Source organism: Sulfurospirillum sp. E15m (genome assembly GCF_059415145.1).
Map to the genome: position 1 here is coordinate 20,543 of NZ_JCAHZS010000004.1, position 21,951 is coordinate 42,493.

At 39.4% G+C, this 21,951-nt stretch carries 25 protein-coding genes; 5 read left to right on the forward strand and 20 right to left on the reverse strand.

What is annotated here, in order from left to right:
• Positions 1 to 43: 43 nt before the first annotated feature.
• From AC5SLP_RS06895 to AC5SLP_RS06905, 3 genes are all read right to left on the reverse strand, one after another.
• Positions 44 to 466 (reverse strand): CopD family protein, encoded by a 423-nt coding sequence (locus AC5SLP_RS06895; RefSeq protein ID WP_495254422.1) that lies wholly within the window; start codon positions 464 to 466, stop codon positions 44 to 46.
• Positions 467 to 595: 129 nt separating this feature from the next.
• Entirely contained in the window at positions 596 to 1,153 is a 558-nt protein-coding gene (def, locus tag AC5SLP_RS06900; RefSeq protein WP_495254423.1) for a peptide deformylase, read from the reverse strand.
• Between the two features lie 12 nt (positions 1,154 to 1,165).
• Complete coding sequence (locus AC5SLP_RS06905; RefSeq protein ID WP_495254424.1) at positions 1,166 to 1,642, reverse strand: hypothetical protein; 477 nt, start codon at positions 1,640 to 1,642, stop codon at positions 1,166 to 1,168.
• Positions 1,643 to 1,790: 148 nt separating this feature from the next.
• On the opposite strand from AC5SLP_RS06905, the gene AC5SLP_RS06910 reads away from it, so the two are divergent.
• Complete coding sequence (locus AC5SLP_RS06910; RefSeq protein WP_495254425.1) at positions 1,791 to 2,396, forward strand: pentapeptide repeat-containing protein; 606 nt, start codon at positions 1,791 to 1,793, stop codon at positions 2,394 to 2,396.
• 117 nt (positions 2,397 to 2,513) lie between these two features.
• Here AC5SLP_RS06910 and AC5SLP_RS06915 read toward each other — a convergent pair whose 3' ends face one another.
• From AC5SLP_RS06915 to AC5SLP_RS06935, 5 genes are read right to left on the reverse strand one after another with little or no spacing between them, the layout of a single operon-like run.
• The gene (locus AC5SLP_RS06915) at positions 2,514 to 2,852 is read right to left on the reverse strand and encodes a NifB/NifX family molybdenum-iron cluster-binding protein (RefSeq protein ID WP_495254426.1); all 339 of its coding nucleotides are present in this window, start codon (positions 2,850 to 2,852) and stop codon (positions 2,514 to 2,516) included.
• Position 2,853: 1 nt separating this feature from the next.
• Positions 2,854 to 3,732 (reverse strand): ATP-binding protein, encoded by an 879-nt coding sequence (locus AC5SLP_RS06920; protein ID WP_495254427.1) that lies wholly within the window; start codon positions 3,730 to 3,732, stop codon positions 2,854 to 2,856.
• On the reverse strand, positions 3,729 to 4,595 hold the full coding sequence (locus AC5SLP_RS06925; protein ID WP_495254428.1) for an ATP-binding protein: 867 nt from the start codon (positions 4,593 to 4,595) through the stop codon (positions 3,729 to 3,731). Before AC5SLP_RS06925 ends, AC5SLP_RS06920 begins: the two co-directional genes overlap by 4 nt.
• Complete coding sequence (locus tag AC5SLP_RS06930; RefSeq protein WP_495254429.1) at positions 4,592 to 4,861, reverse strand: hypothetical protein; 270 nt, start codon at positions 4,859 to 4,861, stop codon at positions 4,592 to 4,594. The genes AC5SLP_RS06925 and AC5SLP_RS06930 overlap by 4 nt, the downstream gene beginning before the upstream one ends.
• 36 nt (positions 4,862 to 4,897) lie before the next feature.
• Positions 4,898 to 5,383 (reverse strand): DUF134 domain-containing protein, encoded by a 486-nt coding sequence (locus AC5SLP_RS06935; RefSeq protein WP_495254430.1) that lies wholly within the window; start codon positions 5,381 to 5,383, stop codon positions 4,898 to 4,900.
• Between the two features lie 179 nt (positions 5,384 to 5,562).
• Here AC5SLP_RS06935 and AC5SLP_RS06940 point away from each other — a divergent pair, with 179 nt between their 5' ends.
• Positions 5,563 to 6,096, forward strand: a complete 534-nt coding sequence (locus AC5SLP_RS06940; protein ID WP_495254431.1) for a hypothetical protein — start codon at positions 5,563 to 5,565, stop codon at positions 6,094 to 6,096.
• 85 nt (positions 6,097 to 6,181) lie between these two features.
• Here the strand turns inward: AC5SLP_RS06940 and AC5SLP_RS06945 are convergent, their stop codons facing one another.
• From AC5SLP_RS06945 to AC5SLP_RS06975, 7 genes are read right to left on the reverse strand one after another with little or no spacing between them, the layout of a single operon-like run.
• Positions 6,182 to 6,541, reverse strand: a complete 360-nt coding sequence (locus AC5SLP_RS06945; RefSeq protein ID WP_495254432.1) for a thioredoxin domain-containing protein — start codon at positions 6,539 to 6,541, stop codon at positions 6,182 to 6,184.
• Positions 6,538 to 7,047, reverse strand: a complete 510-nt coding sequence (gene bioV / locus AC5SLP_RS06950) for a pimelyl-ACP methyl ester esterase BioV (protein ID WP_495254433.1) — start codon at positions 7,045 to 7,047, stop codon at positions 6,538 to 6,540. The genes AC5SLP_RS06945 and bioV overlap by 4 nt, the downstream gene beginning before the upstream one ends.
• Positions 7,034 to 8,695, reverse strand: a complete 1,662-nt coding sequence (locus tag AC5SLP_RS06955) for an AAA family ATPase (protein ID WP_495254434.1) — start codon at positions 8,693 to 8,695, stop codon at positions 7,034 to 7,036. The genes bioV and AC5SLP_RS06955 overlap by 14 nt, the downstream gene beginning before the upstream one ends.
• Entirely contained in the window at positions 8,682 to 9,926 is a 1,245-nt protein-coding gene (mtaB, locus tag AC5SLP_RS06960) for a tRNA (N(6)-L-threonylcarbamoyladenosine(37)-C(2))-methylthiotransferase MtaB (RefSeq protein ID WP_495254435.1), read from the reverse strand. Before mtaB ends, AC5SLP_RS06955 begins: the two co-directional genes overlap by 14 nt.
• Positions 9,907 to 11,520 (reverse strand): mechanosensitive ion channel family protein, encoded by a 1,614-nt coding sequence (locus AC5SLP_RS06965; protein ID WP_495254436.1) that lies wholly within the window; start codon positions 11,518 to 11,520, stop codon positions 9,907 to 9,909. Before AC5SLP_RS06965 ends, mtaB begins: the two co-directional genes overlap by 20 nt.
• Complete coding sequence (aroB, locus tag AC5SLP_RS06970) at positions 11,513 to 12,559, reverse strand: 3-dehydroquinate synthase (RefSeq protein WP_495254437.1); 1,047 nt, start codon at positions 12,557 to 12,559, stop codon at positions 11,513 to 11,515. The genes AC5SLP_RS06965 and aroB overlap by 8 nt, the downstream gene beginning before the upstream one ends.
• Positions 12,560 to 12,607: 48 nt before the next feature.
• Positions 12,608 to 14,011 (reverse strand): COG3400 family protein, encoded by a 1,404-nt coding sequence (locus AC5SLP_RS06975; RefSeq protein ID WP_495254438.1) that lies wholly within the window; start codon positions 14,009 to 14,011, stop codon positions 12,608 to 12,610.
• Positions 14,012 to 14,136: 125 nt separating this feature from the next.
• On the opposite strand from AC5SLP_RS06975, the gene tgt reads away from it, so the two are divergent.
• The 3 genes from tgt to AC5SLP_RS06990 are packed head-to-tail and all read left to right on the forward strand — an operon-like array spanning position 14,137 to position 17,103.
• A complete protein-coding gene (gene tgt, locus AC5SLP_RS06980; RefSeq protein ID WP_495254439.1) occupies positions 14,137 to 15,258 on the forward strand; it encodes a tRNA guanosine(34) transglycosylase Tgt in 1,122 nt (373 codons plus the stop codon).
• Positions 15,258 to 16,319: a tyrosine-type recombinase/integrase gene (locus tag AC5SLP_RS06985; protein ID WP_495254603.1), complete on the forward strand. Its 1,062-nt coding sequence runs from the start codon at positions 15,258 to 15,260 to the stop codon at positions 16,317 to 16,319. Before tgt ends, AC5SLP_RS06985 begins: the two co-directional genes overlap by 1 nt.
• A gap of 1 nt (position 16,320) precedes the next feature.
• Positions 16,321 to 17,103, forward strand: a complete 783-nt coding sequence (locus AC5SLP_RS06990; RefSeq protein WP_495254440.1) for a magnesium transporter CorA family protein — start codon at positions 16,321 to 16,323, stop codon at positions 17,101 to 17,103.
• Here AC5SLP_RS06990 and AC5SLP_RS06995 read toward each other — a convergent pair.
• Genes AC5SLP_RS06995 through AC5SLP_RS07015 form a run of 5 tightly spaced genes read right to left on the reverse strand, consistent with a single transcriptional unit; the run spans position 17,100 to position 21,895 of the window.
• Positions 17,100 to 17,600, reverse strand: coding sequence for a SixA phosphatase family protein (locus AC5SLP_RS06995; protein WP_495254441.1), 501 nt, complete (start codon positions 17,598 to 17,600; stop codon positions 17,100 to 17,102). The genes AC5SLP_RS06990 and AC5SLP_RS06995 overlap by 4 nt on opposite strands.
• Positions 17,601 to 17,646: 46 nt before the next feature.
• Positions 17,647 to 17,925: a hypothetical protein gene (locus AC5SLP_RS07000; RefSeq protein WP_495254442.1), complete on the reverse strand. Its 279-nt coding sequence runs from the start codon at positions 17,923 to 17,925 to the stop codon at positions 17,647 to 17,649.
• Positions 17,909 to 19,072 (reverse strand): MFS transporter, encoded by a 1,164-nt coding sequence (locus tag AC5SLP_RS07005; RefSeq protein ID WP_495254443.1) that lies wholly within the window; start codon positions 19,070 to 19,072, stop codon positions 17,909 to 17,911. Before AC5SLP_RS07005 ends, AC5SLP_RS07000 begins: the two co-directional genes overlap by 17 nt.
• Complete coding sequence (locus AC5SLP_RS07010) at positions 19,062 to 19,712, reverse strand: response regulator transcription factor (RefSeq protein WP_495254444.1); 651 nt, start codon at positions 19,710 to 19,712, stop codon at positions 19,062 to 19,064. The genes AC5SLP_RS07005 and AC5SLP_RS07010 overlap by 11 nt, the downstream gene beginning before the upstream one ends.
• Positions 19,709 to 21,895: an ABC transporter substrate binding protein gene (locus tag AC5SLP_RS07015; RefSeq protein ID WP_495254445.1), complete on the reverse strand. Its 2,187-nt coding sequence runs from the start codon at positions 21,893 to 21,895 to the stop codon at positions 19,709 to 19,711. The genes AC5SLP_RS07010 and AC5SLP_RS07015 overlap by 4 nt, the downstream gene beginning before the upstream one ends.
• Positions 21,896 to 21,951: the final 56 nt, after the last annotated feature.

The window sequence follows — 21,951 nt, forward strand, 5'->3', positions numbered from 1 at the left end:
ATTCTACTCTTTTCATATTTTGATGTCAAGAGAAAAATGAGCCTTAAAATAGTTTTGTAATGGATAAAATGATAATAATTGACGTCACAATTTCTGGAAAGATGCGGAAAATACGCAAAAAAGCGGATGTATAAAGCAAATTGCCTTTTTGCAGTTGAGATATCATTTTTCGGCATTGAAAATGGTACCCTACTAACAATGCGACCAAAAGAAGTTTTAAATGCAACCACCCTCCACTTTTCAATAAATAAGGATTCAAATAAAGCATACTAAGACCAAAAACGATAGACAAGACCATCGCAGCTGTGCCGACTTTATAGAGATTTGAGGCTTGAAGTGTGAGTATATCGTGTGACGCCATATGATTGTGATGATATAAAAATAGTTTGGGGACATAAATAAGCATAAGCATCCATGTCGCAATAGATACGATGTGAAAAGCGAGTATGAACGTATAAAATGACATGAGGTCTCCTTTGAAAATTTACCGTAGTATACAAAGAAAACCGTCGGTTTGAAATGACATTTCGCGACGAGAAGGATGACATTTTACGACTACTCTGGGGCTGGAAATGCTTTTACATGTAAAAATAAATCAACGTGATTGCAGTGCTTCTAGCTCTTCTTTTTCATGCATCAAACGTTGATACTCTTTTTCCATCACAACATCTTTTGTGCTTTCGATTCTATCTAAAAACACTGTTCCGATAAGATGGTCATATTCGTGTTGAAAAAGGCGCGCTAGAAAATCTTTGAAGATGGCATGCTGTTGGTTGCCTTCTCTATCAAAATAACTCACTTCAATGTGCGTATGCCTAGGAACGCGCGCACGAATACCCGGCAAACTGAGACACCCTTCCCAATCTTTCGCGCTCTCTTCGGAAACAGAGAGAACACGAGGATTGATAAGCGCGTGCGGTTCCATCATCGGCGCATAAGGGTAGCGTTTATTGGGCGCTGAAGCCATAATGAGAATGCAAACAGCGTGTCCCACTTGCGGCGCGGCGATACCCATCCCTTTTGATTCATTACATGTAAAAATCATATCATCAATCAGTGCTTGTATCTCAGGAGCGTGAATGTCGCTTACGTGTTGAGCAATCGTGCGAATAACGGACGAGCCTAATTGTGAGATGTCTAGGCGTTGAGGCATGGTTTATTCCTTTTATTGCGAAATCAAATCAACGATTTCATCACGGTGGAGTTTAAAATGCCTCGGATAATCAACAATCATTGCCTCCAATGTCACAGGCTCTTTGAGTGCGCTTATCCATTCATTACGCAATTTTGAGCTATCGACGTTTTTGATAACATGCGCGACATGTTTGGTTGTGGCATGAAGCAGTGCTTGCAACGCTTCCCAATCGTAGGTGTTATAACTTTGAATTCTTATCCAGATATCATTGACACCAAGATTGGCATAATCAGGAAAGATTAATGGGCTGTTTTGGTACTGTAAATGAATCATTCGGTGGGTATTGTTCGATGCCGAATCGCACAGATGACCGACGATTTGTTTGATGGTTCGATTTTGTGTGTTTGTTTTGGTCGCTAGCTTGTTGATATCGACATCGTGTAAGATGGCTTCTAATTCACTCAGGTGTTTGAGTATCGCATCGCTTATCTTTTCCAACAGTTCCATCATCCCCTCCTTTAAACAGTCTGTCAAAATAATAACGCGAAGCGACTTAAAAAATTAAAATGCACCCCGCAAATGTTTAATCAAGAATCAGATAAACTTTTTACATGTAAACGTGGTCAATATGACCAAGAATGCGTCTGGAGTGTCAATGAATACGATAAAAATAACCGATAATTTAGACTGTTTCGCCGAACGATTTGAAGGCATTTCATTGCACAAAATGCGTTTCAATAAAGCGGAATTTGAAGAGTGTACGTTTGTCTCGTGCGATTTTAGCGAAACGTTTTTTTACGCGTGTCGGTTCATCGACTGCCATTTTGAAAACTGCAACCTTAGCGTCATGAAACTCACCGACACCAAGATAAGCAATACCGATTTTCTCTCCTGTAAAATGAACGGCATCGACTGGTGTATGGCAAACTGGAAAAGCCTGCTCAATCCTCTGCCGTTAAAATTTACCGAGTGCATTTTAGACGATAGCAACTTTTTTGGTCTTTTGATGCAAGGGCTTGTGATGAAAGAGTGCCGTGCCAGAGAGGTTGATTTTCGTTCTGCCCAACTTTTAAATGCCAACTTTACCGCAACCGACTTCAAAGGCGCACTCTTTGACAAAACACATCTGGAAAACGCCAATTTTACCAACGCTTCCAATACCAACATCGACATACGCACCAACCATCTAAAAGGCGCTATTTTCAGCCGTTTTGAAGCGCTGAGTTTGCTCGAGGGGTTGGGAATTGTGTTGGTGGATTGAGGAAACAAATAAGAAATGAAGAGGTTGTTGCTGCCCTATTGTTTCTTTAATGTTTCCCTTACTCTTTGCCTTTTTTAAAATTATACTTTTGTGTAACTTTATTTTGCAAAAACACTCTTAAAATACTTCAAGCGTATTATTTTGGTACGCTTTGTACGCCTCAGCGACACTTAACTCACCTGCCCCGATGTAAATAACTGTTTTTATTTGTGCAAGTACCGCACGAGCGTTTTCTCCTGGTCCATTGCCTGTGATGATGACATCCACACCCAAATCTGCCATCGCTTTTGCCATTTTGGGACCAGCACCGTGTTCTTGATTGACGATTTCACGGTTATCATGCAAGACGATTTGACCGCTTTGTTCATCGTAAATCAACACATACTCCGCACGTCCAAAACGTGCTTCCATCATCGAATCCCATGAGGGTTCTTTGGTTGTAAAAGCTATTTTCATTTTATACTCCTAGGGTATTTTTGATGGTTTGAAAACTCTCTTCGAGTAACTTTTTCAAAGGCTCATCATGGTATTCGCTGATGGTTTTTGCTTCCACCATTGCTTGTGTAAAGGCTTTGTTGTAGGGAATACTCTTTGCATGCAAGATGGATTCTTCCCTTAGAAAAGTCTCAATTTCTTCGCACACTTTAGGGTTCAAGTCAGCTTTGTTGATGATACATCCCGCTTTAATGCGAAACTTTTTCACCACTTCATAAACCCGTTTTAAATCATGAAGTCCTGAAAGAGTGGGCTCTGTTACCAAAAGTGCAAAGTTCGCCCCACTTAAAGAAGAGACCACGGGACAACCGATACCAGGAGAGCCATCGACAATCATGAAGGCTTTGTTTTTTGCCAACGCAATCGCCTTGCCCTCTTTTTTGACTTTGGCAACCAGTTTTCCTGAATTCTCCGCTCCAATACCCAGCTTTGCGTGTACCATATCGCTTCCGTATTTGGTAGAAGAGGCAAACCATGCCCCCGCCAAACGCTCGTTCATCGAAATCGCTTTTGGACGGCACACTTTTTCGCAGTAGCCACACCCCTCACAGGAGAGTTCATCGACCACGTAGCGACCATGTTCCAACACAATCGCATCAAAGCGACAGACCTTTGCACATTGTCCGCAATTTCGACAGCTATCGGGGTCAATATGCGCTAAAACACCACTGTAAAAATCCTCTTTGTGTGCGAAATTGGGTTGGAGCAAGAGGTGCATATCCGCAGCGTCCACATCGCAATCCACCACCACGCATGACTCTTTGGCTAAACTAGCAAGGGCTGCGGTAATGGAAGTTTTGCCCGTACCGCCTTTGCCTGAAATGACGACTATCTCTTTCATGACATGACTCCTTGAAAACGGGCGCTTACATGTAAAGCAATGTTTTGAATTTCAGCCCTAAATGTTGAAATCTCTTTGTAGATAAGTTTCCCTTCCGAGTAGAGCTTTGCTGCTTCAACGAGGTGAGGGATTTTCCCTAAAATAGGGATGTTTTCATTATAACAGTAGGTTTCAACGTCTTGATTTCCCATACCATGGCGGTTAATGACCACGCCAAAATTTTTCTTTAAGATGCGAGTGGTCTCAACCGCAAGCGTTAAATCGTGCAAACCAAAAGGGGTAGGCTCTGTCACCAAAATAACAAAATCTGCATCTTTAATCGCCTCAATCACAGGGCAAGAGGTTCCTGGAGGCGCATCAAAAATCTTGATGGTCTCATCATCAAAGTGGGCATCAACGTATTTTTTGGTTTGTGCGATTAAAGAAACAGCCTGCTCTTCCCCGATGTTTAAACGCCCCTCCACACACTCTATATCGCCTGCTAAAAAGTGGGTGAGTTCGCCCATTTTTTGAGCCTCCATCGGCAGTGAACCTGTCGGGCAAAGTTCCGAACAGGCGTAGCAACTGTGGCAGAGATTGGGGAAGACTAAAATTTCATTGGCGATGCAAAGCAGCGCATTGAAATTGCAGTTTTGAACACAATCCGCACACAGCGTGCACGAAGTGCTATCCCAACGAGGAATCATCTTCATTTTATCTTCTTTGCGTAAAAGCTCTCCGTTTAAAAAGAGGTTGGAATTTGGCTCTTCCACATCCAAATCAACGAGCACGACAGATTCGTGCTCTCCTAAAAAAGTGGCAAGATTGGTGGAAAGGGTTGTTTTCCCCGTTCCACCTTTGCCACTGGCAATGGCAATTTTCATACGTGAACCGCGCTTTCTTTTTTTACTAACAACTCTTCTCTTACTAGTGTATGACCGCATGTTGGACATTTTCGCGTGGTGCATTTAATTCCTCGTTCGTGAGGAACTTTCTCACCACATTTTGTACAAACACAAAAACCACCTCTTCCAAAAGCACCTCCATGATTACGCCCACTATACGTTGCGTTTTCATTCTTGTGCATACCTTTTTCTCTGCCTTGTCCCATTAGATGACCGCATGCATTACTATTTTTTCTTCCGTTCATTGCGAACTCCTATTTATTCATTTAATTATCGTATAATCACGAATGATTCTTAGGGTTTTTAAGACCCTTTAGTTGCACTTTTTCCCCTCTTTCATGACAGCATCTTCCATGTCCAAACCCTCTGGCAAAATTAACCAACTGTTTTGAATGACACAACGGGCACTCTTCACTTTCTTCATGCAAACTCGCTCTAAAAAGATGATGACACTCCTCACAGCGATAGAGATTTTCTTTAAAATGAACGCTTCCGCCATTGATCGTAAGCTTTAATCCATTAATGAGCATCGTGGCCATTTTTTTACGGGCACGATCTACGAGTCTGGTGAACGTTGAACGTGAGATGCCCATGGCCTCAGAGGCTTGCTCATGCTCAAGACCTTCATAATCCGCCAAGCGAATTGCTTCATATTCATCGAGTTCTAGTACGACTGTTTCTAATTTAGTACCTACCACGCCTGCTGGTTTAAAAGTCGTAAACAATGGAGGGTGACTGACGACTCTTTCTTTTAGCTTTCTAGCCATGAAATTTCCTATTTCCTTATAAGGTTTTGGCATTATAATACACATATGTGCATAATGTCAAGAAAATATCAAATATTAATATGTAAAAATATTAATTATTTAAAAAGGTTATTATTGACATATGTGCATTATGGATGTATAATTTTTTAAACATATGTTCATAATAAAGGCTTTTGAAAATGTTTAAAAAATTTGGTTTTATATTCGGAATAAGTATCGTGTTAGCGTTGGGATATGCTATCTATACTGAAGCTACAAAAAGTAGTTGTCGCTCTACGCGCCTTGCCTGTCAAAAAGAAGTGGTTGTGTTTGAGCGTATTTATACTCAAGAACAGATACCTTTTCTTCAAGAATGCATTCGTTCACAAAGCGTACTCTTAAAACTTCAAACACAAAAATCACACTATTCTCCTTCAAAACTTTTTGATGCTTTAGATATCAATGAAGTACATGCTGCACTGATTAAAGAGTTTGGAGATACATTATCTTATAATGCACCTCATTTAGATGTGCTGATTTACGAAAATGACCCTTTAGACCCAGGAAAAAAAACTAAAGAGGCAAAACTCTATGCGGGATATTTGGTCTTCAGTTTTTATATAGGCGATGATTTGATTTACAAAATTCAAATTGATTTTATGGATAAAGAGGGAAAAGACATTGCCAAACGCATTGCTTGTGCAAAAAAATCTATCCTCTCTTTGTTAATTTGATTAGATGAGTGTCACATTTTTATTTTTATAAGAAAGGAAGTAGAAAAAAGGTTCTTAAACGGTTATCTTTCTTGATATGTAAAAGCTAAAACCCCAGTAACCGTGCTTTTGGATTCCCTTTTTTGACATTGACTCCTAGTGCCATGCTTTCATACACTGCTTCGGATTTTAGGCCGTGTTCAACTCTTTGTTGCTCGCCTTTTGAATCGTACGACAGACAGACGGGAACCGAGCGAATGTTAAAATGTTCAGCCACCAAAGGAGCAACATCAAGATTACATGTAAAAAAATCGACTTCAAGCAGAGTGTTTTGCATCACGCGCTCTAACCTTGCGTGGGCTATTTTACATTGGGAACAGTGTGTGGTGTGCAAAAGAATTAAAAAAGCACGGGTTGGATTTTTGAGATGATTGAAAAGCGCTGTTTCATCTAAAGGGTGCATCATTGAAGAATATGCCCTACTCTTTTGAAATAATACACGCTCGCAAATGGCACGAAAAAATCTTTACATGTAAAAGCGTTGATAATGGCGTCGCATTCGCCTAAATAGACTTCTATTTTAACGCCTCGTTCACACAGCGCTTGGAGTTTTTGCGCATTCCAAACATAGTGTAAAAGCTCGTACAGCTCTTCAGCGCTTCCTTGTTGGAAATATGGAGTCATATCGGTGGTTGAAGGTGTGGCGACATTGTTCAGGAATGCTTCACAATACGCGGTGCTGTTTTTGGTGAAAGAGAGTGTTTGGAGCTTTTTAAATCTTGAATCACGATCCTCAAAAAAGGCGGGAGAGAAGAGTTGCAGGGTGTCGATGCGCTCTTTACATGTAAAAGCGTATTCGAGTGCTTTAATCGCGCCATAACTAAATCCAGCGACGTTAAAATCGCTTACAATAAGATATGGCGCAAAAAGCTCTTGTTCGTTTGCTAATGAAAAACCGCTAAAGTACTTCATCAATCAAGGCTTTCAATCGAGGTTTTGAGATACTCTCTACCGTATAAAGCTCATCGGCAATTTTTTCAAGTAACGTATGCATGCCTTCTAAAAAATGCTCCAACTCTTTGTGTGCATTTTCCAAGATGATGAGGACATCGTTGTCGTAAGGGATGAGTTTTTCGCCCATGCCATAGACTTCGACCATCTCTTTGGCGATTTCGGTTGCGCGGCTTAAATCTTCTGTGGCATTGGAAAATTTTTCATTGTATTTGAGTTTGGTTGCGACCATCCCCGCAAGATAGACTTTGATTTTTGAGAGCATTTGCGTTTTGGACTCGATTTCACGGTCTATGTCTTTAAGACGGTCATTAACGATAGTGATTTTATCGAACTCTATTTCAAACCAATAGGCACACAACGCTTTTGCCGCTTGGTAGAGCGCTTGTACTTTTTTCTCTTCGTTGGAGAAACTAAGCACTTTTTTCTTACCCAACAACACTTTTTGGCGCACGGCGATAAAATCTCCTAGCTCGATAACGGTTGATTCTCTCCTTAACGCATTAATCGCCGCTTCATTGACAAAGGTTGCCAAAGCAGCGCCGCTAAAACCAACGCTCATAAGGGCAAGTTCTTCTAAACTGACCTCGCAGGGTTTATTGCGCAAGTAGGATTTGAGGATTTCGATGCGGTCATTTTTATCGGGTAAGGAGATAAAAATACGTCTGTCAAAACGACCTGAGCGAAGAAGCGCTTCATCAATGATGTCTATTTTATTGGTTGCGGCGATGACGATAACGCCACTGCTGTCTTCAAATCCGTCCATCTCCGTGAGCAGTTGATTGAGCGTAGATTCTCTCTCATCGTTGCGCATACCACCGCGTGCTTTTCCTACGGCATCAATCTCATCGATAAAAATGATGGAAGGGGCATTGGCTTTGGCTTGTGAAAAGAGTTCTTTTACTCTTTTAGCGCCCATTCCCACATAGATTTGCACAAACGTCGCACCGCTTTGGTAAAAAAATGGCACGCTCGCTTCACCGGCAACGGCTTTGGCGATCATCGTTTTGCCCACACCCGGAGGGCCTACAAGCAAAACACCTTTAGGTAGTCGGATACCATAGCGTTTATATTTTGCTGGGTTTTTCAGAAAATCGACAATCTCTTCTAACTCTTCTTTGACATCGTGAATACCTGCAACATCGCGAAAGCTCACTTGCGCTCGCACAGGACGGATGACACTGCTCATAAAAGGATCATACGCGGCATACGCTTTTTGGGTGGCTTCATTCTCTTTTTTGGCATCTTCCATACGTTTTTTACGCGCGTAAAACAACAAAGCAAACAAGGCGCTGATGAGTAGTGCTAGCATCAGCAAATCTTCCACCATCGGATTGTTTGTTTGAACTTCAATCGGTACTTTTTTCAGAAGTTCTCCGACATCAATGCCATCTTTAATGATGACAAATTGCTCGTTGAGTCCATATAAAAAGACTTCGTTTCCTTCGACTTTGGCTTTTTGAATCGTTCCGCTTTGTAAAAGGGCATGGTACGTTGGCAAGTCAATGCTTTTAGGAGATATACGCAAATAGCCAAACATAAGCAAAACGGCAAATATACTAAATGCCATAACGGCTAACATCAGTTTTTGCGATTTAAAAACGTGCATGATTGTTCTCCTTTAAAACCGTATAATGCGGGAGTGTCACCCACTCTTTAAGTAAGTCGCGCTCGCTTTCAATGATGACTTTATTAAAAAATTGGTCGTAACCGATAAAATGGTTGTCTTTGTACTCTTCAACCAAAACCTGTAAAGGCTGTGTTTGATTTTTTTCTCTAAAAAGGCGGTTTTTGGTTTCCACGAGGGCTTCAATACTTTTAAGACGCTCTTTGGCAATGTCACCTTTGACTTCGGGTTTCATCGTAGCAGAAGGCGTGCCATCACGTTTAGAATAGGTAAAAGCGTGAATATGTGTGAGTGGAAACAGCTCTAACGTCCTGTAGGCTTCTTCCCAAACGGCTTCACTCTCTCCTGGGTGTCCTGTAATAAAATCGGTTCCTAATGCAAAGCCTTTGGCACTTAGTTCATGAAAGAGTTCCAAATCACGTTTGACGTTATTGCGTCTTCGCATCAGTTCGAGCATCGTCTCAGAAGTATGTTGTAAGGCGATGTGTAAATGGCGTTCTAACCATGGCTCATCTAAAATTTCTCGAAAACTCTCATCGATTTGAACCGGCTCAATGCTTCCCAAACGAATGCGTCTTACGCCTCTGATAGCGCCTAAGCGTTGAACGAGTTTGCCTAGGGAGCTTCCTTTGTCTTTGCCGTAACTGCCGATGTTTGTTCCTGTTAAAACAAATTCACCATAGCCATTGAGAGCTAGTTTTTCCACTTGTTCGATGATTTTCGTCTCTTCTTGGCTTCTGGCATTGCCTCTCACATACGGAATGATGCAGTAGGAACATCGAAAATTGCACCCTTCTTGGATTTTGATAAAAGCTTTGGTTTTACCCGTGTACTCTTGCACGATGGTTTCATCCAACGATGTTAAATCACCCATTTCAAAAAAAGGTGTGCTTTGGAGTAAAAGAGCGTTGATATGCTCTTTTTCCGAATGCCCCATAACACCGAAGACTTTTTGTTTGGCAAAAAGGTCCGCTCCTTTACTCATCGCACCGCATCCGGCAACGATGACTCGAGCTCCTTGTTTGGTGGCATGGTTGATGTAGCTTCTCACACCCGTGTCGGCGCCATTGGTGACGGTGCATGAATTGACAACCACAATATCGGCTTCGGTTTCATTTTCGGTGACTTCAAAGTCTTTGAGATTGGCCATCATGACTTGTGTATCATAGATGTTGGTACGACACCCAAAGGTTTTAAAAAAGACTTTTTTCATCACTGCTCTTTGAATGAGATTCATATTCAGGAACCATCGTTTTTTTTTGAGAACCTAAATTAATATTTTGTGTTGGATACGCTATTTTGATGTCCTCTTCTTTGTTGATAGCATCAATAATCTCGCTTGAAATCGTACTTCTAAGGGTTAGTGCCGCGTAAGAATTGGTCATATACCATGTGCTAATACACATCCCTTGTGGTTCGATAAAGGAGTAGATGCGAGGTTCAACATTGGTGTTTTTCAGGCTGTATTGATTGCGTAGTAGATTGAGCTGTTTTCGTGCAATGTCCGTATAGCCTTTGGCATATTTTTTGGTAATTTCACGGATAATATGTATCGCCTTTTTATGGTTAGAATCAAAGGTGATAAAAATATCGATTCCATCCCAAACCGTGCGCAATGTTCCGTGGGTATAGTTTGAAATAAGTGTCGTAAAAATATAGTTATTGGGAATGAAAACCACCCTACCGGAACGTCTGTTTTCCGTGTAAGTAGTGAGGGTAATGTCTTCAAAAATGGTCATTCGAAGCAAGGAGATATCGATGATGTCACCGACATACGAAAGTCCATCTTTGCGCACTTTCACACGGTCACCCACATGAAAACTTCCTCCAAATACAATGACCATCCACCCTAAAATGCTCATAAACCAGTCTTTCATCGCAATCGCAATACCCGCAGAAGCAAAACCTAAAACCGTAACAAGGTATGAGACATTTTCCAAATAAGCAAAAAGCAAAATTAAGAGAATAATCGTGATATTGATAAAATTGAGAATTTTATTGGCAAGGTAAAAACGTTCATTGTCTTTGATATACCGCTTCGCCGCAAATTTGAGCAACAGCGTAAAGATAATCACCACCACCACAAAGATGCCGATGTTAAACGCTCGCTTGATTTGAAGGGTAATATCTTGTGTTACACGCGTTGTAGCTTCTTCCACTTTTTTGATATACAGCGTGTAGCTCGTCGTGGCAATCTCTTGTGCGGAGATAAAGGCATTTAGCTCTTTTTGTGCCTCATAGATGAGGTCTTCTTGGATAATAGAAGGCTCAATCTGCGCCAAAGCTTCTAAAAGAGAAATCTTTTCTTTGAGTTTTAAGATAAGAGTATCCAGCCTATCTATACGCGTTTTATAATCAGAACTTTCTTGCTTGATTTTTTTGACATAAGAGAGTGCTGAAATGATGGCTAAAGGATTGGTGATTTTAGGTTGAGCGTCTAATTCTATGGGCTCTGCTAAACGTGAAAACGGAGAGTTTTTGAACTCTTGTAACAGCTCTATCTGTTTTTCAAGGGATGCTTGTTTACTGAGCAATTTTTCATAACGTTCAATGGAAGCTTTGTCTTTTGTGGTTTTAAATTTTTTAACTTCGCTATCGACGGTGGTCAGCTCTTCTATCAATTTTTGATAGGTCAGATAATTGTCGTAGCGTTTAAACCAGAGATTGTCTTTAATAGTCTCATCAATGGTGGTGATTTTTTGTTTAAGCGCATCAATTCGTGCTGTTTCATCAATTGTGGTTGCGTTAGTTTCTGCAAATAACAGATGTGCGAAAATAAAAAGAGAACTCAACAAAATTTTAAGCATGCATTTCCCTTAACGCCTCTAAAACCACCTCTTTTGAGAGGTCGCTTCGCATTTCAAATCCACCAATACCCTTGGCTAAAATAAATTTTATTTTGGCATTTGCACTTTTTTTATCGAGGTAAAAGGCTTCGTAAAACACTTCTACCGAAGGAATGGCATAGGTCGTGGGAAGTTCGTATTTTTCTAGAAGTGACTTAATTCGTTGCACATCATCTTCTTGCATAAGTCCTAGTTTACACGCAAGTGTATTGGCCATAACGATACCAATGGCAACGGCTTCACCGTGCAAATAGGTACTGTATTTGGTTTGATTTTCAATGACGTGCGCAAACGTGTGTCCATAGTTTAAGACGGCTCGTATGCCCTGCTCTGTTTCATCTTGAGAAACAACAGCCGCTTTGGTCATCACACTTTTTTGAATGGCTACTTTTAGATGTTCATTTTGGTGTAAATCGTGTTGTTCTAACCATGCAAAAAATTCCGCATCAAAGGTGACAGCCATTTTAATGATTTCGGCTACGCCTGCGGCAAATTCGCGTTTTGGAAGGGTTTTTAAAAAGGCGCTCTCACAATAAACGGCGTTGGGTTGCCAGAAGGTACCGATGAGGTTTTTTCCATAGCTGTTATTGATGCCTGTTTTGCCACCGACACTGGCATCGACTTGTGAAAGAAGCGTCGTGGGTACTTGAATGAAGCCAATGCCTCGTTGGTAAATAGATGCGGCAAAGCCTGTCATGTCACCAATGACACCACCGCCAAATGCAATGAGAAGAGATTTTCTATCCAGGCGATGCTCAAAACAGGCGTTGAGAATTTGATTTAAACTGTCGAAATTTTTATATATTTCGCCATCTTCTAAGATGACCGTGTGAAGCTCTTTAGCTTGGATGCGCGCAAGAAACGCTTTTAAGTGCAAATCTGCAACGGTTGTGTTTGTCACAACCATGACTTTGGTATCAAAAACGAGCTTTTCTAACTCGTCGATATACACAACATAATCTTTTGAAATCGTTTGGTTTAAAACAACATTCACTTGCATAGAGTATCCATCAGTTTTTTGTTCTTATAATACTCAAAAAGCACTTAATTATGCATTGATTGGGATAAACAACTGATAACTATTGGCTAACTTAAAGTGTAGCTTTTCCATGTCCGTTGAAAAAATTGAGAGGAAATTGGACTCTAAAATTTTAGGGCTAAACGGCAAAAATTGAAGGATATTGTCTCTGTTTTTGAGCTTAATCAGAGGATTTTTATCGCTTTGAACAATATCCACCTCACGACCAAAGATTTTAGAGAGATTGTCAAAATGCTCAATCAAACTGTTTTTTGTGCTTGGATGGTCTGGATTGTAAGAGTAGAGTTTTAAATCTAACGCAAGTTGGGTTGCCACATCAAAGATAACAGATGATTCTTGTTCGATGTCATGGGCATCGCTACTGAGGACAATACCTTCGTTGAGGCTCGAAAAACCACGTTTCCCCATCTTGAAAACAGGCAGTTTTGTTTTATACAGCGCACGTCTATTTTTTTGAAAAAAGCGGTTCATGACCACGATAAGACCAATGTCCATATTTTCCGTATCATCGCGTAAAGCTTTGCGAGGATGGTTTTCAAAATAATCAATCATTACGTTGATATGGTAGTTATGATAGCTCTTAAGCTTCTCCAAGACCTTGGAATACGTGGGGTTGATGACTTTTACATGTAATTTGTTGCTGTTCAGTTTTGAATGCAATAATAATGCGTCATTGACGAGTTCATCCACTTCATTTTCACTCATATCGAGCATATCAACCAGACAGTAAATGCTGCTTCCAAAAGGAGATGGAAATTGTCCTAATTCACGTTTAATGCTTTTAAAAACACTGTGTAACACTTTTGGGTCACCCACAAGAAGCAAGAGGTCATTAGGCAACAGCATCAGCGTTGGACGTGGCAGTAAGAGCGTATTTGAGCGGTAAATTGCGGCAATTTTCCATTTACTTTGCTCAATAGAAGCCAAGTGACGATACGCATACGAACTTCCCACAGGAACGGAGACTTCCATGATTTCGCCGATACCAAGACCGATGTTTTGCGCAATAATGGGCATATTTGGTAAATGGTCGGTAAAACGAGATGCCAAAATTTCTCTGGAATCAAGCATTAAAAGACGCTTGTCATCGAGTTGTAATCCCCATCTGTCCATCAAAACAATGCGCACTTTGTTATCAAGGCGGCGAATGTTTTTATACGTGGCGGTGACATCGAGTTCATTGGAGAGTAAAATCATGATTTGGAAAAATTGTTCATTCAAAACGACAGAGAGCTTTTCAAAGCTGGTCGGGTCAAACTCAAAAAATTTAAAATTTTCAGGACGTTTTTTAGGGAGAGTCTCTTCTTTATAGGTAATGATGGTATAGCTATTTTCGCCCGCTTCTGTTTCCATAACCTTTTCTAAAAATTGTTTTGCTAGAATGCCATCAGCGATAATAAGGATTTTTTTCATACGAGCTCCCAAAATAATGAGCACCAAGGGTGCGCGGGCGCTCTGCCGAAGAGAACCCAGTGATAACGTAGTCTTAGAAGCTTTGCTTCAAAGGCGTACTTTAATGAGAGGATATTATAACTTATATGGAATTTCAGATAGATAAAACCGATGGATTAGCTCGTGCTTGTACCATCAAAACAGCGCACAGTACGATTCAAACACCTATTTTTATGCCTGTGGGAACAGTAGGAAGTGTTAAAAGTTTGGATGCAAGAGACCTTGTGGAAGAAGTGGGTGCTAAGATTATTTTAGGCAATACGTATCATCTCTACCTTCGTCCGGGTTCTGAAGTTGTCAAACACTTTGGAGGATTGCATGGTTTTACCAAATTTCCTTACAGTTTTTTAACGGATAGCGGTGGATTTCAAGCATTTAGCCTTAGCGACATCTCAAAGGCCGACAGCAATGGCATCAGCTTTAAAAGTCATATTGATGGTTCAATGCACTACTTTACGCCTGAAAAGGTCTTGGATATTCAGTATAACCTCAATTCCGATATTATGATGATATTAGATGATTTAGTGGCGCTTCCTGCAACCAAAGAACGTATAGCGCTTTCCATCAAACGCACAACCGATTGGGCACAAAGAGCGATTACGTACCATCGTCAAAAACAGCGTGAAGGCATTGGCGTTCACCAAAATATTTTTGCCATTATTCAAGGTGGTACCGATAAAGAGTTTCGTCGCATCAGTGCCAATGAGCTTTGTGCTTTGGACTTTGATGGCTTTGCCATTGGCGGGCTTAGTGTCGGTGAAGCAAACAGTGAAATGTATGAAACGGTTGAGTTTGTAACCCCTTTGATGCCTAAAGATAAACCACGTTATTTAATGGGGGTTGGAACACCTGAAGATTTGGTTGAAAATGTGGAACGCGGAGTAGACATGTTTGATTGTGTAATGCCAACACGCAATGCGCGCAACGGTTCACTCTTTACCTCTTTTGGTAAAATCAGCATCAAAAATGCGAAGTTTCAACGAGATGATGCTCCACTTGATCCTGAGTGCGATTGTTTTACATGTAAAAACTATTCAAGGGGCTATTTGCACCATCTTTTCCGTGCGAAAGAGCTGACCTATTTTAGATTGGCTTCGATTCATAATTTGCACTATTATCTTCATTTAATGGCTCAAATGCGTGAATCCATTTTAAAAGGTGAATTTGCGGCATTTAAAAAAGAGTTTTACGCTAAACGAGGTCAATGATGCGATACAAAGTTGATGTGAAAGAGAGTTTTGAACAAAGTCTTCTCTTCTGGCTGGATAAATTTATCAAGTACAAACTCACATCACTTTCAAACCGTCATGTTGAAGAAAACGCCAAACTCTCATCCATCATCGGTTCGCTCAATCAAGGCACTCACAGCATGGAAGAGTTAAAACAGATTGCCAAAGAAGCACGCAATATTGGGCTGATTGGGATTAATCTCTTTATCAACCCTTTGGAAAAATTTTTCTATTACGCAACACCTATGGGGCTTGCATCGCTTAAAGAGATTGATGAGGAGTTACTCAGTGAATTTCTCGCTTCTCAAACGGGTTCACTTTCTGATGCGACGAAGAAAAACTACCGTATAGCAATTTTAGCTTTTTTTAAATTTATCGACAAACAAAATGAAGATGAAAAAGGCACCTCGCATCAGTTTCGCATTGAGCTGAAAAACTGGGGTGGCTTAACGGGTAGCAAAGGCGAAAAACTTCCAGCACACATGTACAAAGAGGAGCTATCGCGTTTTTTTAAAGCGATTGACGAGACGGAGTTTAAGCCTTATGCGCAGGCAAAAAATAGATTACTCATTAAGATGATTATCTATACAGGCATTCGTGTCAGTGAAGCGCTGGGGCTTAAAGTCAAAGATATGGTACGTGAAGGTGAGTATTTTATCTTTCAAGTTCGTGGAAAAGGCAATAAACCTCGCACAGCGATGATTAAATCTGAGCATATTGAGCAGGATTTAAACGAATGGATGCAGTATCGCAGTGCAGATTCTGCTCTGTTGTTTCAAAGTCGAACAGGAAAAGCTCTCACGCAAGCCTATGTGAGTTATGTGATGGATAAAATTTTACTTACAGCTGGGATTCGGAAAGAAAAAAATGGAGCGCATATGTTGCGTCATACGTTTGCGACTTTGCTGTATCAAAAAAATAGAGATTTGATTTTAGTGCAAGAAGCATTAGGGCATGCTGATTTAAATACCTCACGCATTTATACACACTTTGATAAAGAACGCTTAAAAATAGCAGCCGATACAATGGATGGGATATAACATGCAACATCTTTTTGACCAAATTGACCCATTTCACCTTTTAGATATTAAAAACCCAATGCATCCTTCGATGTTTGTTCAAGAAGAGTTGTACGATATTTTAATACTCACCCTTCCTTCAAAAGACAAAGAGCTGATTATTGACTCATATGCATTTGTTTTTGATGCGCAAAGCTATTACTATTTTGATAAAAATACGCACACGTTTGTTGATTTTAAAACCATGGAAAACGTGTATGAGCTTTTAAATGAAAAAACCAATACAACGATGAAAATGGTTGCGAGTCTGCATGAAAGCATTGATTGGATGGAAGAACAGCTGTATGAAAACAGTTCGTTAAATTCATTTATGCGTTATTGGCTGACGTATAAAAAAGATTTGAGTCGAATAAACCGTATGCTTAGTCTTGCAACCGAAGTTTTAGAGACATTTATTCAGACGTATTTGAAAGAAGAGGATTTTTTAGCGATTCATTTTAGGGATATTCATGAGCATTTAAGCCGTACCAATCGGTCTGTTTTATTAGCAATTGATAAATTAGGAAACCTCTATAATTTTTACACCAGTCGCAATAATGAAAGTATGAATAAAATGATTTATCTCTTAACGATTCTTTCTGCAATTTTTCTACCGCTGAATCTCATTGTAGGTTATTTTGGGATGAATACCCAAAATTTACCTTTATCAACGTTTGCTACGGGCTCGTGGATGGTGATGGGCGGACTAGGCGCATGTGCAACGCTCATGGCCGGTGTTATTTTATATATGCGTAAACGTCTTTAATCTTTGAGGTGTTTTTTCGGGTAATCAAAAAAGAGGATATGCCCGCTCTCTTCTGTAATCTCACTAAAATGCTCAACATCAAACGATATACACACAATAGCACATGTTGGAATATTGCTCAAAATTGCACCACTTAAACGCTCGCCTACTTCTGTAATGGTTGGATTGTGTGCAATCAAAAAAATGGATTCATACGCATCATCCATTCCATGAAGTAGCTCAAGATAGTGTTCAAAGGTACTTTCGTACAGTGCGTCGGTATAAACAATTTTCTTTCTATCAAACGCTATGGATTTCGCCAAAGCTTTCGCTGTCTTTTCGGCGCGTTTTGCCGTACTCGAAAAAATGGCATCGGGCTCTACATGAAAAAGCGCGAGTCGTTTTCCCATAAATTCAACATCTCTTTTACCCCGACCATTCAAAGGTCTGGAAAAATCATCTAACGTTTCATCTTTCCAACTGGATTTTGCATGTCTGATTAAATAGATTTTTTTCATAATTTCCTCATCTTTAATACCATAATTATAACGACCTAATATGATATTAATATAAAAAATTCTCGGTGACCCATTTTCGTACCAATCTGCGATTCACTGTAAAAAAAGGTAATTCCGTGCGTAAAAAAATCTCAAGCTTTTTAAGGGAGTAGTCATCTAAACTCATATCAAGCCCTATTTGATTGAGCATAATGAGCATTTGATTAGCGGAATACGCATCAAATTTTTCACTCCCTTCTTCTTCAAAAAATTTTGATGGTTCATACGCTTTAGGGTCGCTATGATAATCAAGCTGTAAAAAATCGGCATTAATGAGTAATGTCATGTAACACTCCTTTGGGAATAAAAAATGTCAGTACAAAAGAGATGCAGGCTAAAAATGCTCCTATAAAAAAGACGGCACTGGTAGAATATATCCAGATGATGCCTAATGTAAAAGGAAGCAGTACTGCTGAGATATGGTTGATCGCAAAGCCAACCCCAGAAGTGACAGCGATATCTTTTGGGTCTGCAATTTTTTGAAAATAAGTCTTTAACGCAATCGCTATGGTAAAAAAGAGATTGTCAATGATATAAAGACTAACTGCCATTGGAAGAGATTGTACCAAACCATAGAGGACAAAAATGAGAACTATGGAAAGATATTCAATTTTTAAAGAGAGATTTTCACCAAAACGTTCAATTAATTTCCCGACATATGGAGCGCAAATCATATTTAAAATAGTATTGACGATAAAGAGCAATACCATGTTTTCAACGCTAAAACCAAAACGCTCTACCAATAAAAAGCCAGCAAAAACGACGACAATCTGCCTTCTCGCACCCGCTAAAAACGTTAAAACATAAAAAAGCCAATATTTTTTTCGCAAAAAAAGTTTCGTTTCTTGTAAAACATCGTCTTTGAATTGTGGGAAATTCGCCCAAATAATCAATGCAATCAAAATAGTGACGCCACCACTGAGCAGATAGATACTTTTGTAGCCAACATTGAAGAACTGCATTAAAACATATAGGAGCGCTAAAATTCCAAGTCCCATGAAAGAGCGAAGTGCAGAGAGTCTTCCTAAAAACGACGGGGCTGTTTGCTTATCAATCCATTGCAGTGAGAGTGAGCTGTGTAAGGTTTCTAAATAGTGAAACCCTGTGGACATAATCAATGTTGTAATGTAAAGCCCTAATGTTGAAGGAAAAAATCCCGTAAGAAGCGTTCCCAAGCCCAATAAAATCAGTGAGAGATAGGCCGCTTTTTGTTGCGTAAAAATCAACAAAACAAACACAATGGTAAACGCTAAAAGCCCTGGAACTTCACGCAAACTTTGCAATAAACCAATCTTTTCACCATCAAAATGCGCTACTTCAACGACAAAGTTATTTAAAAGAGAGTTCCACGCAGTAAATGCGATGGGAACAGCCGCTGCTAAAAGATAAAGCAACTGTTCACGCGACGTAAAGAAAGTGGCTTTAATGTTCATAATTGAGTCGGTATCCGATACCACCTTGGTTTTCAATCGTATTGTACGGCAATTTTTTACGTAGACGCTTCACAAGAGCCCTGATGTTCTCCGTTGTTGTCAGTTCTCCACCCCATACATACTGCTCAATACGCTCAAATGAGATGTTCTTATCGAGATTTTTGGTAAAAAGATTGAGGAGTAAAATCTCTTTTTTAGCCAGTTTCACTTCTTCTCCCTGTCCATCGACCAATTTTTCATGCTCAATCGAATAGGTAAACTTTTCAGGTAAAAGAATGACAGGTGCTTTAGGTTTACACAGCCTCTCAATTTTTGTTTCGAGTTCATACATGTAAAAAGGTTTTTTGAGGTATTCGTCACATCCTTTGCAATACGCTTCTTGGATGGTTTCAAGCTCAACATTGGCACTGATAATAATCGCAGGTGTCGCTGCATCCATTACCCGTATCTCTTTTAGAAGACTCAGCCCATCAATTCCAGGGACGTTAATGTCCAAAATGAAACAATCATACCCATTGTCAATCGCATCAAGAGCCATTTTACCGTTATCAAAAAGGTCAATATGGTATTTTTTCTCTTCCAATGCTTCAACGATAAGGTTTGCTAAACGTTCATTGTCTTCTAAGAGCAATATTTTCATACAGTTCCTTTGACTTTTTTAATTTTAATACATATTTGAGCACCCTGCTCTCTTTCTTTCGCAATAATTTTACCATTCATTTTATCTTCAATAATCAAACGTGCCATATACAACCCAAATCCATCGCCATGCTCTTTGGTACTCATAAAAGGATTAAAAATGGATTCAAGTGAGTCTTTTTCAATGCCACAACCATCATCGCCAATATCCAGATAAATCATGGAATCATCGCTTCGAAGATTGATATCAATCACGCCCTCTGTGGTAGTGGTTTCTCGTCGCTTTAGAATACTATCTTTTGCATTATTAATGATGTTTAAAATACATTGTTTAAATTCATTTGGGTAACCAAAAGCTAAGAGTTGATCATCGCTTTTTTGATCAATTTTGATTGTAATATAGTTATACTTAAGATTGTGATTGACCACATTAAGAAGTGTCGTCAATGCCTCTTGTACATTAAAAGCTGCTTGTTTTGAAGAGGGTTTGATAAATTGTCTAAAATCATCAATCGTATTTGACATGTATTTAACCTGCGTCATAATGTCATCGACAAATTTTTGCGTGTCTTCTTCGGCTAAAACCCTTTTACGCCGTTTATAAATCAGCTCTTGTGCAATGGCAGAGATTTCAACCAGCGGTGTTTTCCATTGGTGTGCAATGCTTGCTATCATCTCTCCGACTTCGGATTGTTTAGAACGTTGGATGACAAATTGTTCGTGGCGTTTATGTTCAGTGTCTATTTTTCGTTTTTCCGTAATATCCGTTAAAATGGTAACAACACCCGTTTCTTGGTTGTTCTCATCGGTATAATAGGTCCTACGTACTGCGAAAACTTTTTTTTCTTGAAATGGAAATTGGACTTCTATTTCAGTACTATTGGAAGCATTAAGCGGTACTTCTTGGATTTGCTCACACATATCTGGCATTACTTCGTTAATATGCTTACCGATGAGATCAAACTTATCACGATCTAAGATATGGCATAAAAGTTCATTACAGCCCAAAATTTTGCCATCATTTGCTTTCCAAAAAATAGCACTTTGAATATTGTTCAATAAAACATAATCAAGTTTACTTTGACGTAACAGCTCTTTTTCGAGAGAGATACGTTTAATGACGTTTAGTACTAAAATCGTCGTAAGCAAAAGCAATAAAGGCATCAACGCAAAGGCATTTTCAACAAATTTTCGATGTTTTTCATAAAAGCTATCAACGCCATTGACAATATCTGAAGGATTAGGTACATCACCTAAGGAGATGCCAAATTTTTTTAAGACAAGGTTGTCAAAAAAGTAGTTATTAGCTGGAATACTAATAGGAACCGATGAAGGCTTTTTCCCATTGATAATCTCAAATGCCTTTTTAGCCGCTAACGTACCTTGCTCATAAGGATTGACCATATACCCACCAATAACGCCTTCTCCTACATGTATATTATTCAGTGCGAAAACGGGATACGGTGAACGTTGAAAGAAAGCTTGGACGCGATGGTAAGGAACATAAGCGCCATACATATCGCGATAAAAACTTGTAAATAAAATGGCACTGTGTTTTGGAAGCTTGGCAATTTTATCGTCAATTGTATTGAAATCTATCTTATTGTCAAAGACAACACGAAATTTATCTTTAAAGTAATTGGACTCATTGATAATCTGATCTTTAATCGCCAAAGAGGAGTATGCATCATCGCTAATAATATAAACCATTTTTAATCCAGGAAAGAGCTGATAGATAAGTTCGAGATTTTTGCGTATGTCTTTATACTCCACAACACCCGTTACATACTGTTTAAGATAGGGGGTAATTTCTTTTTTATTAAAGTTTTCCACACCACAAAAAACGACAGGCGTATTGGGGAAAAGCTCACGGTGGTATTTGGAGACGAAATCAAATGCGTAATTATCGGCAGCGATGATTGCTTTATAGCTTCGATGGCGAAATTTTTTCTTATATAAATCGAGTAATTCATCAAAATAGTTTTCAGATTCAATTTTTTTGCTATCCATATATTCTGTGGTGAGTTCATACTCAGGATGCTTTTTCATAACATCTTCTATTCCATGAGAAATTCCATCCGTCCATTTTAGACCTTTGTTATAGGACTGAAGCAGCAAAATCTCATTGCTATATAAAAAAGAGCTGTAAAAAATCAATACAATTATAAATTTTAATATTTTCATAAGTTTCCGATGAAGTTTTTTTGTAATTCTATCAAAAAAGTCTCATTTATATCTCT